This window comes from Saccharopolyspora oryzae (assembly GCF_027853915.1).
Classification (GTDB): Bacteria; Actinomycetota; Actinomycetes; order Mycobacteriales; family Pseudonocardiaceae; genus Saccharopolyspora; species Saccharopolyspora oryzae.
In genome coordinates this window covers 1-14,472 of the sequence record NZ_JAQGLA010000057.1, presented here as the reverse complement: position 1 = coordinate 14,472, position 14,472 = coordinate 1, and the positions used below count along the sequence as shown (strand labels likewise).

Genomic DNA, 14,472 nt, shown 5'->3' with positions numbered 1-14,472 from the left:
ACTGACAACGCCCTCTCTACACCGCGTAGGAGAAGACCAGGACCGCTGTTGAGAAGGTCAGCATTCCCAGGCAGTTGAGCCAGAACTCCTGCTTCAGGAACTGGGCTCGGATGTGGGCGTAGACCGCGCAGACGAAGTAGGCGATCACCGCGGCGTTCGTGGCGAAGGCGATGCCCGGGTACTTGAGGCCGACCAGCAGACCCGCCGTTGCCAGGAGTTTCACCGCGATGAGGATCCACCACCAGTCCCGCGGGAGGTTGACCCCTTCCAGGCAGCGCTGGATGAAGACCGGTGGCTTCAGCGACATCACCGCGTCGCCGAGGAGCACGAGCGCCAGAAGCGCGGTCGGCCACCAGGTGTGGGGCAAGCCGGTCATTGCTGTCCTCCTCCGGTGATCACGAACCCGATCACCTCGCGCAGCTGGTCGATCGCGTCCGATTCCCGGAGGGTTCCGTGCGCGACGGTCATGAGAATGCCGAGGTACGCGAAGTAGACGACGCGCGCACCGCGGCCGGATTCGGCTTCGTCCAGACCCGCACCCGCGAGCGCGCCGGCGATCTCGTCGATCAGGGACTGCGCGAGCTTGCGGAAGATCTCCGACTCGTGCACTCCGCGCACGACGATCGCCGCGTACTCGCGCGAGAGCTCCACGTCGAGCATGAAGTACCGGACGAAGGGCTCGATCAGGGCCACGACGCCGTCCACCGCGGACGTCGGCTCGGCCGTGGCCGGCTCGTCCGCCCTCGCGCGGTGGACCGCGTCGATCCAGATGTCGAAGATCGCGACGAGGAGCGCGTCCTTGTCCCCGACCGACATCACCGTCCCGGAGCTGACCCCGGCCTCGGCCGCGATCTTGCGGACCGTCGTGGCCCCGAACCCCTGGTCGCGGAACAGGCGCTCGGCCGCGGTCAGCACCTTCTGCCGCGTCACCTCGCGCTTCTCCGCACGTGACTGAACATGTTCACTGAACACGTTCAGGACATTAGCGCGGGCACTCCCCCTGCGCAACCACCTGCGGGCTCAGCCGGCGATCCGGCGCGCACCGATGTAGTGACCGTCGCCCTCGACCGAGCGCACGTCGACGAGCTGCCCCTCGGTGGGCGCGTCCACGACCTTGCCGCCGCCCACGTACATCGCCACGTGGTGGATGGTCGACGGATCCCCGGATCCGTCGTCGTAGAAGACGAGGTCGCCGGGCTGCAGCTGGCTCCTCGACACCGGCCTCCCGGCCGTCCACTGCGTCCGGCTGCTCGGCGGGATCGAGATGCCCGCCTGCTTGTAGGCCCACTGGGTCAGGCCCGAGCAGTCGAAGGTCGTCGGCCCCTTCGAGCCCCACTCGTACTCCGAGCCCCGTTTGGACAGAGCCGCCTGCAGCGCGGTGTTCGCCGCGCCCGGCGGGCCGAGGTACGCGCCCGTGTCGACCGGACCCTGCAAGCGCTCCCGGTCCGAATCGCCGAGTTCGCCGAGCGCCTGCCGGACCTCGCCGATGCGCTCGTCGAGATCGTCCTTGCGCCGCTGGACCTCGTCGAGCAGCCGCGCCGCTTCGTCGGTCGCCTGCTGGGCGCGGAGTTCCGACTCCTGCGCCTGCTCGCGGGAGCTGCGCGCCCGCGCGAGCGCCTCGTTGTAGCCGGCGAGGACCTTCGCGTTGTTGTCCGCTAGCGCGCCGAGCATGGTTGCCCGCTCGAGGAATTCGTCCGGACCGTTGCTGGTCAGCGCGGCGGTGAACTCGTCCACCCGAGCGCCGCGGCACGCCGATCCGGCGAGCCGATCGATCTCGCCGCGCAGCTCTTCCTGCTCCCGCAGCGCTCCGTCTTCGATCCGCCTGGCCTGCGCGACCGATTCCTTCGCGCGGTCCAGCTCCGCCTGGTTGGCGTCGTGGGCCATCTCGGCTTCGGTGAGGTCCTCTTCCGCCTTCGCGGCCTCAGCACCGAGCTCCTGGTACTCCTTGACCGGGTCGGATGGCTGCGCGCCTGCGGGCACCGCGAGGGTCCCGGCCACCACGGCGACGGCCGAAGCCGCGAGCGCCACCTCCACGGATCGCTTGAGGCGTTGTAAGCCCACGTCTCGAACTTCTCCTCTGCACTTGCCGGGCGCCCGGCAGCGGGCCGATCCCGGCTTGCGAACTAGCCGCCCGGAAGCTACTCGAAAGCCGGAATCTTGTCTACTAGGTGCCCTAGTACTAAGCGACGAGGTTTATATATTTTCGTTGCCCACCAAGAACTTCACGTCGATCGCGTTGCCAAATATTGCTACTATCTGTCATAGTTGGCCTGTCGTCGGATTCGAAGCTCTGGCGGCCATCAGGCGCGGACCGGCCCTCCCCGCCCTACACCCCCCCGGGGGAAGGCCGGTCCGCATCCCGCTCCACCGCAGCCACCCGGACCGGACGAGGGATCCCGTCGGCCGAACCCGGTATCCTCGACACCGCGAAAGCGGGAGGTGGCATGCAGGGCTTGGGAGAACTCGAAGACGGCGTGATGGACGTGCTGTGGACGTCGGCCACGCCGATGACCGTTCGCGAAGTCCTCGCGAAGCTCAACGAAACGCGCGATCTCGCTTACACGACCGTGATGACGGTCCTGGACAACCTCTACCGCAAGAACTGGGTCGACCGCGAACTGCAGAACCGCGCGTACCTCTACACGCCCACCGAAACCCGGGAGGAAGCCGCTTCCCGCGTGCTGCGCGAGCTGCTCGACTCCAGCGGTGACCCCGAGGCCGTCCTGCTCCACTTCGCGCAGTCGGCCTCGGACGACGAGACCGCCGCGCTGCGCCGCGGGCTCCGTCGACGGCCCCGGCGATGATCCTCGCCATCGCACTGCTGCTCGGCGTGGCGGTCGTCGCCGGGTGCGCCCCCGCCGTCCTGAACCGGATGCTGCGGCGCCGGGTGGACCCACAGCTCGTGCTCATGACGTGGGGTGCCCTGATCGCCACCACCTTCGCCACCGTGACGGCAGCGCTGACGATCGCCGTGCTGCCGGCCCACGGGCCCGCACCGCTGCTCGTCGAGCTGCTCCACCACTGCTGGACCGCCCTGCAGCACGGCTCCACCCCGCAGCTCCACCTGGCCGCAGGCCTGCTGCTGCTCACCGCGATCGCGGGCCTGTCGTCCCGAGTGAGCATCGGACTGCTGCGGCATGCCCGGCACCAGCGCCGCGCGCACCGCCGCCAGCTCGAGCTCTTGCACATCGCAGCACGCCGGGAGTCCGGTGCTTTCCCCATCATGTGGCTGCCGCACCCCAAACCGATGGCCTACAGCGTGGCCGGCACGCCGGGGTTCGTGGTCGCCACCGACGGGGTCCGGGACCAGCTCGGCGCCGATGCCGCCGCAGTGCTCGAGCACGAACGCGCCCACCTGCGCGGACGCCACCACCTCCTGGTCGGGCTGGCCGAAGCGCTGTCCCGATCGGCGCCGTGGCTCCCGCTGATGCGCCGCTCCCCGGAGCTGGTGCGGACCGCCGTCGAGCTGGCCGCCGACCGCTCCGCCGCGCACTTGCACGGCCCAGGCGCAGTGCGCTCGGCACTGCTGCGCATGTCCGACGTCCACGGCGGCGGCCCCGTGCCCGCCGATGCGCTGGGCATGGCCCACAGCGCCGTCGACCTCCGGCTCCACCACTTGAACGGGCTGACGGCGGCACCGGGCAAGGCCAAGCGGGCCCTGGCCTCCGGCGTGGTGGGACTGACCGCGGCCACACTGCCGACGGTCGCCGGAATCGCCCTCGTACCCGTGCTGGCGATGGCTTCCTGCCCGTTCGTCCTCGGGGTCTGATCCCGCCGCCTGATCCACTAGCCGATCTAGTACTACCCAACATCCGATCAGCTCACCCGAACGAGCTACTAAGCCAGGTAGTATTGGCGACTCTGCGTGCGGCACATGACGGGTTTCACCCAAAGGCATTGCCGCACAATGACAATTCAGTACACGAAGGAAGACAAGCTCCGGACCGCTGCGGTCCGGCGCGCCGGGCTCGCGTACGATCGTGACCGTGCGCGATCGACTGCCCACCATCCGCATTCTGCGGCTCTCGCTCCTCTGCGTCGTCCTGACGACGCTGGGCGTCGTCTGCGCAGCGCACACCCTGGTCGGAGCGCCCACCCCCTGCGCATCCAGCACCTACTCGCAATCGTGCGGGACCGGCGACGACGAACAGCCGGAGTACCCGGACCACGGACCGAGCGACACCCACTGCGTCGCCTCGACGCGGGACGTCACGTCCACTGTGGATACCGGATCGTCCGCGCCGGACGCCGCAGCGGACGGAATCCCGGCCGCGTTCCACCGCACCAGCTCCGCAGTCGTCCGGCCGAGCCCAGCGTTTTCCACGCCAGGACGCGAGATCCTGAGCTTGACGTGCGTCTGGCGAACCTGATCAGTCCTCGCACCCGCTCCTGATCGCAATCGCCGCACTGCTCCCCGGCGGTCGACCTCCGACCGCCCGGACCAGCGCGCCCGATTCCACCCACCTGCGCGAACCACGAGGAACGTGATGCAAGGACTCCTCCCCCGCACCGGATTCGGCAACCGGCTCGGTGCCCCAGCGGGATCTGCTGCTTTAACTCCGCACAACCACGCCATCGACACCACCGTCGGCAGCACTCCTGTCCTGTGGATCGACCAGCCGTTCAACGGTCCCGGCACCGGGTTCTGGGCCAAGCTCGAAGGACACAACCCGGGCGGCATGAAGGACCGGCCCGCGCTGCACATGATCGAACGCGCGCGGCAGCGCGGCGAGCTCGAGCCCGGCGGCACGATCGTCGAGTCGACCAGCGGCACGCTGGGCCTGGGACTCGCGCTCGCCGGGATCAACTACGGGCACCCGGTGACGCTGGTGACCGACCCCGGTCTGGAACCGATGATGCACCGGATGCTCCGGGCGTTCGGGGCGCGCGTGGACGTGGTCACCAGCCCCCACCCGAGCGGTGGTTGGCAGCAGGCACGTCGCGACCGGGTCGCCGAGCACATGGCGGCCACCCCGGGATCCTTCTGCCCGGACCAGTACAACAACCCCGACAACGTCGCCGGGTACACGCCGCTGGCGCTGGAACTCGTCGCGCAGCTGCGCAGCATCGACGTCCTCGTGTGCTCGGTGGGCACCGGCGGCCACTCGGCCGGCGTGGCCCGGGTGCTGCGCACCTTCTTCCCCGAGCTGCGGCTCATCGGGGTCGACGCGATCGGATCCACGATCTTCGGCCAGCCCGCGCGGCAGCGGATCATGCGCGGCCTCGGGTCGAGCATCTACCCGCGCAACATCGAGTACTCGGCGTTCGACGAGGTGCACTGGGTCGGGCCCGCCGAGGCGGTCTGGTCGGCGCGGCAGCTGGCCACCACGACCTACGCCAGCGGCGGCTGGAGCGTCGGCGCGGTCGGCCTGGTCGCCGGCTGGGCCGCCCGCGTCGAGGGGCCGAACACCCGCGTCGCCGCGATCTTCCCCGACGGCCCCCAGCGCTACTTCGACACCGTGTACAACGACGAGTACTGCCACCAGCACGACCTGCTGGGCTCGGCCCCGCCGGAGAACCCGGACGTGCTGGCCCACCCGCAGGAACGCGAGGTCGACCGCTGGACGCGGTGCGGCGACGTGGTCGATCCGGCCGCTCCGGGCTCCTTGGCGACAGTGGGAGGCGAGCCGCGTTGATCCAGACGTTCAAGCAGTTCCGGTCGTTCAACCGGACCGTGCAGCTGCTGGTGATCAACCAGTTCACCATCAACCTGGGCTTCTACATGCTCATCCCCTACCTGGCCGCGCACCTGTCGGACGGCCTGGGGCTGGCGACGTGGATCGTGGGCCTCGTCCTGGGGGTCCGGAACTTCACGCAGCAGGGCATGTTCCTCATCGGCGGGACGCTCGCGGACCGGCTCGGGTACAAGCCGCTCATCATCGCGGGCTGCTTGTTGCGGACCGGGGGCTTCGCGCTGCTCGGAGTGGTGGATTCCGTACCGGCGCTCCTGCTCGCCTCGGCCGCGACGGGATTCGCCGGCGCGCTGTTCAACCCGGCCGTTCGCGCATACCTGTCGCAGGAATCCGGAGAGCGGCGGGTGGAAGCGTTCGCGCTGTTCAACATCTTCTACCAGTCGGGAATCCTGCTCGGCCCGCTGGTCGGCATGGCGCTGACCGGTATCGCGTTCCAGGCGACGTGCTTCACCGCCGCGGCGGTCTTCGCCGCGCTGACCGTGCTGCAGGTCCGGGCCCTGCCGCAGCGCAAGGCGGCGCGCGAGGCGACCGCTGAGCGCTCGGTCCTCGCGGACTGGCGGACGGTGCTGGCCAACCGGTCCTTCGTCCTGTTCTCCATCGCGATGATCGGCACCTACGTGCTGTCGTTCCAGGTCTACCTGGCGCTGCCCCTGGAGGCCCAACGGCTCGCCGGCGACGGTCTGGCCGGAACCGCGACGGTCGCGTCGCTCTTCGCGGTGTCGGGACTGCTGGCCATCGCCGGGCAGATGCGCATCACCGCCTGGTGCAAGCAGCGCTGGGAACCCGGGGTGTGCCTCGTGGTCGGACTGCTGGTGATGGGCACGGCGTTCATCCCACCGCTGCTCACCGCCGCACTACCGGCCGCGACCGGCAGCACTTCGGTGACGGAGGTCGTGCTGCGGGCCGTTCCGCTGGTCCTGTCCGCCGCGCTGATCGGACTGGCGCAGGTGATCGTCTTCCCGTTCGAGATGGACACCATCGTGACCCTGTCCGAGAACAAGATCGTCGCGACGCACTACGGCCTGTACAACACCGTTTGCGGGGTCGGGATCATGATCGGCAACCTCGCGACCGGGAGCGTGCTCGACCTCGCCCGGTCGGCGGGAATGCCCGCGCTGCCCTGGGTGGCCATGTTCGGCATCGGCTTGCTGTGCGCAGCCGGACTCGCTTCGCTGCAACGCGCTCGGCGCTTGACCTCGCCCGGCGCGCAACCTGTGTCGGCTGCCAGCTGACAGAACGGCCCGGGAAGCTCCGACTTCCCGGGCCGTCCGCCCAGCGGGGTCCTTGTCATGCATTCATGCGAATGTCACTATGTATTTGTCGCAAGCAGCGAGGAGGAGGATCGATGGGGCACGGACACGGCCACGGGATCTCGCCCGCCCAGGCCACGAGCGCTTCTTCGAAGCACGTCCGGCGGCTGTGGCTCGCCGCCGGACTGGGCCTGGTCACCTTCGCCGCCCAGGTCGTCGTCGGCCTCTCCACCGGGTCGTTGGCGCTGCTGTCCGACTCCGCCCACGTGTTCACCGACGTGTCCGGCATCCTGATGGCGATCACCGCGATCGTGATCGCGCAGCGGGCGAGCGCTAGCGCCAACCGCACGTTCGGGATGTACCGCGCCGAGGTCTTCGCCGCGCTGTTCAACGCAGTCCTGCTGTTCGCGGTGGCCGGGTGGGTGCTCTACGAAGCCATCGACCGGTTCGAAGAACCACCTGAGGTCCCGGGCCTGCCGGTCGCCGTCGTCGCCGTCGTCGGCCTGGCGATGAACGTCGCCGCGCTCCTGCTGCTGCGCTCAGGAGCCGAGGAGAGCATCAACGTCCGCGGCGCCTACCTGGAAGTCCTGGCCGACATGCTCGGCTCCATCGGCGTGCTCGTCAGCGGCCTCGTGACGCTGCTGTTCGGCTGGCGCTACGCGGACCCGATCATCGGTGTGGCCATCGGCCTGTTCGTGCTGCCGAGGGCCTTCAACCTCGGCAAGGGCGCCTTGCGCATCCTCCTGCAGCACGCGCCGGAACGGATCGACGTCACCGGGATGACCGCCGACCTCGGCGCCCTGGCCGGCGTGCAGGAAGCCCACGACCTGCACGTCTGGACACTCACCTCCGGCATGGAAGTCGCTTCAGCACACCTGAAGATCCAGCGCGACGCCGACCCCTCAGCAGTCCTGGTGGCCGCGCAGCGCCTGCTGTCCGAGAAGTACGAGCTGGAGCACGCGACGCTGCAGATCGAGACAGCCGACGCGGCCCGCCGCTGCCACCAGCTCAGCTGGTGACCGCGCGATCAGGAACGGCAGTCGCCAGCCCAGGAGTCTAAGTCCGGAGTGGACAGTGCGCAGGTGAGGAACGCGGTGATCCCGGAAGCCAGCAGGAATCCGCCGATCACCCCGGATTCCAGCCAGCTCCCCCCCAGACCGCGCCGTTCGTCCGGCGCGTGCTCGACCACGAATGTGGGCGCTCGCCGCAGCTCCGGAGTCACCTGGGCGTGCGTGCTCGCGGTGGTGGGCATGCGATCGCCCCCGTGAGGTCGAGGAGCTCGGCGGCGCCGTGGGTCAGGGCCCGCGCTCCATCCCGGTCGACGACGAAGGTCTGGCTCAACCCGACGCAGGCGCGGCCGAAGCGGCGGAACGAACCGGGGATGTGGAACACCATGCCCTCGCGCAGCGGCTCGTGGTTGCTCGCGGTGATGTGGAAGGGCATCCCGTCCATCCAGTGCGGCTTGTGCGCGAGTCCGACCGGATAGCCGAACAGCTGGTGGAACACGACGTCGTCGGGTAGCGGGCCGAGCGCCGCGCTGGCTTCTGCGGCGACATGCGAGCACGGAACTCCGGGGCGCGCGTGTTCGAGCACCGCCGCAACCGCAGTGCGGGCCAGCTCGGCGAGCAGCTGGTCCTCCGGCGCGAGGCGACCGCGGAGGACGGTGCGCATCACCGGGGCGTGGTAGCGGTGGTGCGTCCCGGCGAACTCCAAGAACGTCGGACCGTCGGCCAGCGGATGTCCCAGCCAGCTCGAGTGCGGGATGCCCGCCCTGTTCCCGGTGACCACCACCGGCCCCCACGCCGACACCGAGTCGGCCGACTCGACCAGCGCGGCTGCGACCGCAGCCGCGACCGAGGATTCCGTCGCATCAGCACGGCCCGCCTCGGCGACTGCGGCCCGAACGCCGGCTTCGGTCACCGAAGCGGCCTGCTCGACGCACCTGATCTCGGCGGGCGAGAGCACCAGCCGTTCGCGTTCGACCAGGTGGTCCGCGTCCACCACGGCGGCGCCGCGCTCGGCCAGCATCCCGAGCACCGATGGAGGCGTGGAGGCGTGCGCGGTCTCGACACCGACCCGTGCAGTGCTGGGCAAGGCGGCGACGACGTGGTCGAGCACGCTGCGCAGGCCCTGCAGCGCGTCGGTGTAGCGGCTGAAGCGCAGCTGGTCGACGCGGGAGCTGGCGATCGCCCGCCCGAGCTCGAGGTCCGGCACGTACAGCGCGGTCGCGGTGTCGGTGACCACCAAGGGCTGAGGTGCGGTCTCGGCGGTGTGGTACCCGCACAGGTACTCGACGCTGGACGGCCGGAACACGATCATCGCGTCCACGCCGAGCCGAGCCATCCGCCCTCGGACTCGTTCCAGGCGCGCGTCGTACTCGGCGTCGTCGAACGGGCGGGACTCAGCCGCAGCGACGCGATCGATCGCCTCCGAGGTCAGCCACGGCGGCACCGCTGCCCCGTCCAGGCCGCTGAGGGCGCTCGGCCGTGCCGGATGCCGCTGATCGTCCATCGTCGCTCCCTCGCATCGGGTGAGGGAAGTTTCCGCGACGGATTTCGTGCACGTCTATTTGGGAAAACTGCATCGATTGCTTTAGCATCCCTTAATGGAGCTGTCGTTGCGACGCCTGCGGATCCTGCACGAGTTCGCCCGACGCGGCACCATCACCGACGCAGCCGCCGCGTTGCACTACACGCCTTCCGCTGTCTCCCAACAACTTTCAGCACTGCAGCGCGAAATCGGCCAAGTCCTGCTGGAGCCTGCGGGAAGACGTTTGCAGCTCACCGATCTCGGGCACACGCTGGCCGAGCACGCGGCCGAGATCCTGGCCGCCGAGCAGCGGGCCCGGGTAGCGCTGGAGCAGCAGCAGGAAGTGCTCACCGGCAAGCTGCAGGTCGGGGTGCTCGCCACGATCGCCGCCTCGCTCGTGCCACCGGCCATGGCGATCCTCGCGCGCCGCCACCCGCAGATCTCCGTGCGCACGCGCGAAGTCCGGCCGGAGGACGCGCTGATGTCCGTCCGCGACGGGGACCTCGACCTGGCGTTCGTGCTCGACTACCCGGACGCGCCGATGTCGTGGGAGCTGAGCCTGGAGTCCACCGTCGTCGGCGTCGAACAGCACCACCTGATCGCGCCCAGCGGCTGGTTGCCCGACGAGCCGGTCGACCTCGCGGAGCTCGCCGGGTACGACTGGGTCGTCTCGGGCGGGGACACCGACTTCGGCCGCGCCCTGATGACCGTGTGCCGGCTGGCGGGCTTCGAACCCCGCATCGCCCACCAGGTCGACGAGCAGGCCACCGCGATGGCGATGGTCGCCGGACAGCTCGGCATCACCCTGGTCGGCGACCTCGGCCTCGCGCTCCGACCGCGAGGCGCGGAGGTCCGCACGCTCCGCCAACCCGTGCTGCGCCGGGTGGTGCTGGTCCGCCGTCAGGCCATCCACCACCGCCCGTCGGAGTCGGCGTTCGTGCACTGCGTCCTCGACGCCAGCCAATCCCTCGGACTCAGCCCCGACGACCCCGGGTGATCACCTCGACGACGTCGGCCGGGCTGGGACGCGCGTCGTTCTCCTCGGCGGCGGCCCGGCCCCATGGGAAGGCCGTGCGCCAGCCCGCCGTGACGAGGCCTTTCGATGCCCGCGTTCACCCGGTCCTGGTCATGCAATTCCGCGCGGTGCCGTGCATCAGACATGCCTCTCGTCGGCGGAGGAGTGCGAACTCTCCGCTTTCGCGAGCTCCTTGGTCAGCGAAACGCCGATCCGGTCCGCGAGCTTGCCGGCGAAGATCGCCACGAGCACCCCGACGATCACCCACGCGATCGCGACGAACACCGGCGACAGGCCGGCCGCGTCCTTCACGCTGTAGCCGATCACGACGAGGATGAAGGCGCCCCCGAGAGCGGGCAGGGCGAGTTCTGGCACCCGTACGGAGATCTGTCCCTTGCGCCAGGCCGCGAAGACCGCCACTTCGACCAGCAGGTAGACGAACAGCAGGCAGGTGGCACCGACTACGGCGAAGTAGAAGTACGCGTCGATGGCTGCGTCACCGGTGCCCATCACCGGCCACCCGGTCAGCCAGGTGGCCACGTTGACGACTGCGCCAATCGCCGCCGCGGCGAGGACGGCGTTGCGGGGGATGCGGTGCGTCGGGTCGATCTCGGCGAACTGGCGCGGTCCGAAACCGTCTCGGGCGAGGGCCATCGCGAGGCGCGCCGACGCCATCACGGCGGACAGGTTCGAGGCGAACGCCGAGAGAACCGCGGTGACGAGCACCATGAGCGCGAACCAGTGGGCGATGTAAGTCTCGCTGAGATCGCCGAGCGTGTTGCCGGAGCTCTGGAAGGCGGCGAGCCCGGCGGCGTCGGTACCGAAGCCGATCGTCTGGGCGAACATGACCACGACGAAGAGCACACCGGTGAGGAGGACGCAGCCGAACAGCGCACGCGGGATGTTGCGCAGGGGGTTGTCGGTTTCTTCGCCCAACGCGGCGCACGCCTCGAAACCAGCCCAGGACAGGAACGCCGCCACAACGGCCGCGAGCACCGCGCCCACACCGATGCGATCGGGCGTGAAGGTCGTGAAGTCGACACCGGTCGACTCCGCCCCGCCCTTGCTCAGGATGACCACGACGAGCACCAGCATGGCGGCGATGCCCAGGCCCTCGATCGCCAGCAGCGCCCGGCTCACCGTGGACGTGTCGCGCGTGTTCAGGTAGCCGGTCATGAGGAGGCAGGCGGTGGCCGCCAGACCGTAGCCGACGCTGGTGCTGGCCCCGAACACGGAACTGAGCAGCGCATTCAGGAAGGCTCCGAATACGGCGGCCGTGCAGACCGTGAAGAACAGGTAGGTGCCGAGCAGGGCGAAGCCCGCCGTGAATCCGGCGCGAGGCCCGAGCGTCGCGCCGACCAGCGCGTAGGCGCTGCCAGCGTGGTTGTAGCGCTGCGTGAGCCGGATGAAGCCGTACGCGACCAGCGCGACACCTATGAAGCCCAGGAGGAACACCAGGGGCACGGCCTTCCCGACCGTGGCGATGATGCCCTGGCCGTTGCCGGACACGGCAAGGGTCGGCCCCATGAGGCCGAGGGAGAGCGCCAGCGCCTCCCAGAGCTTGAGCTTCCGTTTGATCACCACGTGCCTCGTCCTCATCAGTCGGAATGGGCGTGCTGGGAGGGAGTTGGGCTGCGAACTCTCAATGACGTCGTCACGGCTGGAGGTGGGCCCGCGCCTCTCCGCATCGCGCGCTTCAGGGGCAGGCAGGCGGCGCTTCACCACCTACCCGCCTGCTCGTCGTGGCTTGGTCCCTACTCCCCGGTCACCACTGCGCGGAACTGGCCGAGCATCCAGGCGAGGTCTGCTTCCTCGATGGTCAGCGGCGGCGAGAGGCGGACCGTGGAACCGTGGGTGTCCTTCGCCAGGACACCTCGCGCCGCCAGCTCCTCGCAGGCCTCGCGACCCGTCATCAGCTCGGGGTCGATGTCGACTCCGGCCCAGAGGCCGCGGACCCGCACCTCGCTGGCGCCCTTGCCGACCAGCTCCTGGAGTTCCGAGTTCAAGCGCTCGCCGAGGGTCCGGGCCCGGTTCTGGTACTCCCCCGTTTCCAGCAGCCCGACGACGGCGTGGCCAACAGCGGCCGCGAGCGGGTTGCCGCCGAACGTCGAGCCGTGATTGCCCGGCTGGATGACGTCGAGCACGTCGTGATCGGCGATCACGGCCGAGACCGGGACGATGCCACCGCCCAGCGCCTTGCCGAGCACGTACATGTCGGGCACGACGTCCTCGTGGTCGCACGCGAACGTGGTGCCGGTGCGGCCCAGCCCGGACTGGATCTCGTCGGCGATGAACAGGACGCCGGACCTGGTGCACAGCTCCCTGACCTGGCGCAGGTAGCCGGCGGGCGGCAGCCTCACACCGGCCTCGCCTTGGATCGGCTCGATCAGCACCGCAGCCGTGTGCTCGTCGATCGCGGCTTCCAGGGCAGCGATGTCGCCGTGCGGGACGGCGCGGAATCCGGGGGTGAACGGACCGAATCCGTCCCTCGCGGTCGCATCGTTGGAGAACCCGACGATCGTGGTGGTCCGCCCGTGGAAGTTGTCCTCGGCGACGACGATGTTGGCCCGGTCGGCGGGAATGCCCTTGACCTCGTAGCCCCACTTGCGGGCCACCTTGAGCGCGGTCTCCACGGCTTCGGCACCGGTGTTCATCGGCAGCACGAGATCCTTGCCCGCCAGCGCGGCGAGGTCCCGGCAGAACGGGCTGAGCCGGTCGTTGTGGAACGCCCGGCTGGTCAGGGTCACCCGCTCCAGCTGTTCACGCGCGGCGGCCAGGAGCGCCGGATGCCCGTGGCCGAAGTTGAGCGCGGAATAGCCGGCCAGGCAGTCGAGGTAGCGGTTGCCTTCGACATCGGTCATCCACACGCCGCTCGCCTCCGCGATGACGACGGGCAGCGGGTTGTAGTTGCACGCGACGTTGGGTTCAGCCGGGGTCATCGTTTCCGGGGCAGTCATGCGAGAAGTCCTTCTTCGGGGTGTTCGTCAGCCGATGAGCCGCTCGGCTGCGCCGAGATAGCCTGCGAGCATCGCGCCCGCGACGCGGGCCAGATCCTCGTCGCTGGGCAGGAAGTCGCCGCTGTGCAGCGGTTTGTCGGTCTCGGTGCCGACGAACAGCATCAGGGAGGGGATCAGCTCGCCGTAGTAGGCGAAGTCGTCGGCGCCGACGGAGCGCAACGTGCTGGAGATCTGGAAGTCCTGGTCGACCAGGTGCTGAGCGGTCCGGCTGGTCAGTTCGGGGTCGTTCTCGAGCACCGGCTCACCTCGGGTGAAGACGACCTTCGCCTCGCAGCCGTGAGCGCGGGCGACGCTCTCCGCCGTTCCGGCGACCCGGTCGTGGAGCAGTTCCCGCGTGGGCTTCGACAACGTGCGAATCGTGCCGGAGGCACGAGCGACACCCGGGACCACGTTGGCGGCGCTGCCGGCCTGGAGCGAGGAAACGCCGACGACTGCAGGAGCCATCGGGTCGACCGCTCTGCTCACCACGCTCTGCAGTGCGACCACGATCTGCGACAGCGCGAGCACCGGATCCCGCGTGAGGTGCGGGTAGGCCGCGTGGCCGGACTCCCCGATCACCACGATCTCGAACTCGTCGGAGGACGCGTTGACCCCACCCGGAACGCAGGCCACCACGCCCGGTTCCAGCACCGGCTGCACGTGGGCGCCGATCATGGCGCGGCAGTCCTGCGCTATCAGCACGCCGCTGTCGACGATGTCCAGCGCACCGGAGGGATACGTCTCCTCCCGCGGCTGAAGCACCACCAGCAGCGGGGCAGGTCCTCCCACCCGATCCACTGCTCGGGCGAGCGCCGTCACCGCGGCCAGGTGCACGTCGTGACCGCAGGCGTGCATCACGCCGGGCCTCGCCGAGGCCCACGTGACGCCGGTCGTCTCCTCCGTGGCGAGCGCGTCCAGTTCACCGCGCACACCAACGGCCGGTCCAGAACCGCCGATGCGCAGGACCGCGCCGGTCTGCGCGGTGGGCA

At 69.7% G+C, this 14,472-nt stretch carries 15 protein-coding genes; 7 read left to right on the top strand and 8 right to left on the bottom strand.

Going from position 1 to position 14,472, the window contains the following annotated elements; all coding sequences use genetic code 11:
- Nucleotides 1–16 precede the first annotated feature (16 nt).
- From OU415_RS26400 to OU415_RS26390, 3 genes are all read right to left on the bottom strand, one after another.
- Nucleotides 17–376 carry a DoxX family protein gene (locus OU415_RS26400; RefSeq protein ID WP_270951945.1) on the bottom strand — a complete coding sequence of 120 codons (360 nt, stop codon included), beginning with the start codon at nucleotides 374–376 and terminating at the stop codon, nucleotides 17–19.
- On the bottom strand, nucleotides 373–930 hold the full coding sequence (locus tag OU415_RS26395) for a TetR/AcrR family transcriptional regulator (protein WP_270951944.1): 558 nt from the start codon (nucleotides 928–930) through the stop codon (nucleotides 373–375). The genes OU415_RS26400 and OU415_RS26395 overlap by 4 nt, the downstream gene beginning before the upstream one ends.
- 90 nt (nucleotides 931–1,020) lie before the next feature.
- Nucleotides 1,021–2,061, bottom strand: a complete 1,041-nt coding sequence (locus OU415_RS26390; protein ID WP_270951943.1) for a C40 family peptidase — start codon at nucleotides 2,059–2,061, stop codon at nucleotides 1,021–1,023.
- A 383-nt stretch (nucleotides 2,062–2,444) separates the two neighbouring features.
- Here OU415_RS26390 and OU415_RS26385 point away from each other — a divergent pair, with 383 nt between their 5' ends.
- From OU415_RS26385 to OU415_RS26360, 6 genes are all read left to right on the top strand, one after another.
- Entirely contained in the window at nucleotides 2,445–2,804 is a 360-nt protein-coding gene (locus tag OU415_RS26385) for a BlaI/MecI/CopY family transcriptional regulator (protein WP_270951942.1), read from the top strand.
- A complete protein-coding gene (locus OU415_RS26380; RefSeq protein ID WP_270951941.1) occupies nucleotides 2,801–3,769 on the top strand; it encodes a M56 family metallopeptidase in 969 nt (322 codons plus the stop codon). The genes OU415_RS26385 and OU415_RS26380 overlap by 4 nt, the downstream gene beginning before the upstream one ends.
- Before the next feature lie 217 nt (nucleotides 3,770–3,986).
- A complete protein-coding gene (locus tag OU415_RS26375) occupies nucleotides 3,987–4,370 on the top strand; it encodes a hypothetical protein (protein WP_270951940.1) in 384 nt (127 codons plus the stop codon).
- A gap of 117 nt (nucleotides 4,371–4,487) precedes the next feature.
- Nucleotides 4,488–5,636, top strand: a complete 1,149-nt coding sequence (locus OU415_RS26370; protein WP_270951939.1) for a PLP-dependent cysteine synthase family protein — start codon at nucleotides 4,488–4,490, stop codon at nucleotides 5,634–5,636.
- Nucleotides 5,633–6,925 carry an MDR family MFS transporter gene (locus OU415_RS26365; RefSeq protein ID WP_408641919.1) on the top strand — a complete coding sequence of 431 codons (1,293 nt, stop codon included), beginning with the start codon at nucleotides 5,633–5,635 and terminating at the stop codon, nucleotides 6,923–6,925. Before OU415_RS26370 ends, OU415_RS26365 begins: the two co-directional genes overlap by 4 nt.
- A 113-nt stretch (nucleotides 6,926–7,038) precedes the next feature.
- Entirely contained in the window at nucleotides 7,039–7,962 is a 924-nt protein-coding gene (locus OU415_RS26360) for a cation diffusion facilitator family transporter (RefSeq protein WP_270951938.1), read from the top strand.
- 8 nt (nucleotides 7,963–7,970) lie between these two features.
- On the opposite strand, the gene OU415_RS26355 is transcribed toward OU415_RS26360, so the two are convergent.
- Nucleotides 7,971–8,195 (bottom strand): hypothetical protein, encoded by a 225-nt coding sequence (locus tag OU415_RS26355; protein ID WP_270951937.1) that lies wholly within the window; start codon nucleotides 8,193–8,195, stop codon nucleotides 7,971–7,973.
- Complete coding sequence (locus tag OU415_RS26350) at nucleotides 8,162–9,454, bottom strand: M24 family metallopeptidase (RefSeq protein ID WP_270951936.1); 1,293 nt, start codon at nucleotides 9,452–9,454, stop codon at nucleotides 8,162–8,164. The genes OU415_RS26355 and OU415_RS26350 overlap by 34 nt, the downstream gene beginning before the upstream one ends.
- Before the next feature lie 94 nt (nucleotides 9,455–9,548).
- Between OU415_RS26350 and OU415_RS26345 the strand changes: the two genes are divergently transcribed.
- Entirely contained in the window at nucleotides 9,549–10,469 is a 921-nt protein-coding gene (locus OU415_RS26345; protein ID WP_270951935.1) for a LysR family transcriptional regulator, read from the top strand.
- A gap of 156 nt (nucleotides 10,470–10,625) precedes the next feature.
- Here the strand turns inward: OU415_RS26345 and OU415_RS26340 are convergent, their stop codons facing one another.
- The 3 genes from OU415_RS26340 to OU415_RS26330 all read right to left on the bottom strand — a co-directional run.
- Nucleotides 10,626–12,212, bottom strand: coding sequence for an APC family permease (locus OU415_RS26340; RefSeq protein WP_270951934.1), 1,587 nt, complete (start codon nucleotides 12,210–12,212; stop codon nucleotides 10,626–10,628).
- Nucleotides 12,213–12,241: 29 nt separating this feature from the next.
- Nucleotides 12,242–13,444 carry an ornithine--oxo-acid transaminase gene (gene rocD, locus OU415_RS26335; RefSeq protein WP_270951933.1) on the bottom strand — a complete coding sequence of 401 codons (1,203 nt, stop codon included), beginning with the start codon at nucleotides 13,442–13,444 and terminating at the stop codon, nucleotides 12,242–12,244.
- A 27-nt stretch (nucleotides 13,445–13,471) separates the two neighbouring features.
- Nucleotides 13,472–14,472 (bottom strand): M20 metallopeptidase family protein (locus OU415_RS26330; RefSeq protein ID WP_270951932.1); only part of this gene is annotated, 1,001 nt, incomplete at its 5' end.

Coding starts and splice junctions, on each gene's coding strand:
- OU415_RS26400 (WP_270951945.1), bottom strand. CDS start 376: ATGACCGGCTTGCCCCACACCTGGTGGCCGACCGCGCTTCTGGCGCTC.
- OU415_RS26385 (WP_270951942.1), top strand. CDS start 2,445: ATGCAGGGCTTGGGAGAACTCGAAGACGGCGTGATGGACGTGCTGTGG.
- OU415_RS26380 (WP_270951941.1), top strand. CDS start 2,801: ATGATCCTCGCCATCGCACTGCTGCTCGGCGTGGCGGTCGTCGCCGGG.
- OU415_RS26370 (WP_270951939.1), top strand. CDS start 4,488: ATGCAAGGACTCCTCCCCCGCACCGGATTCGGCAACCGGCTCGGTGCC.
- OU415_RS26360 (WP_270951938.1), top strand. CDS start 7,039: ATGGGGCACGGACACGGCCACGGGATCTCGCCCGCCCAGGCCACGAGC.
- OU415_RS26355 (WP_270951937.1), bottom strand. CDS start 8,195: ATGCCCACCACCGCGAGCACGCACGCCCAGGTGACTCCGGAGCTGCGG.
- OU415_RS26350 (WP_270951936.1), bottom strand. CDS start 9,454: ATGGACGATCAGCGGCATCCGGCACGGCCGAGCGCCCTCAGCGGCCTG.
- OU415_RS26345 (WP_270951935.1), top strand. CDS start 9,549: ATGGAGCTGTCGTTGCGACGCCTGCGGATCCTGCACGAGTTCGCCCGA.
- rocD (WP_270951933.1), bottom strand. CDS start 13,444: ATGACTGCCCCGGAAACGATGACCCCGGCTGAACCCAACGTCGCGTGC.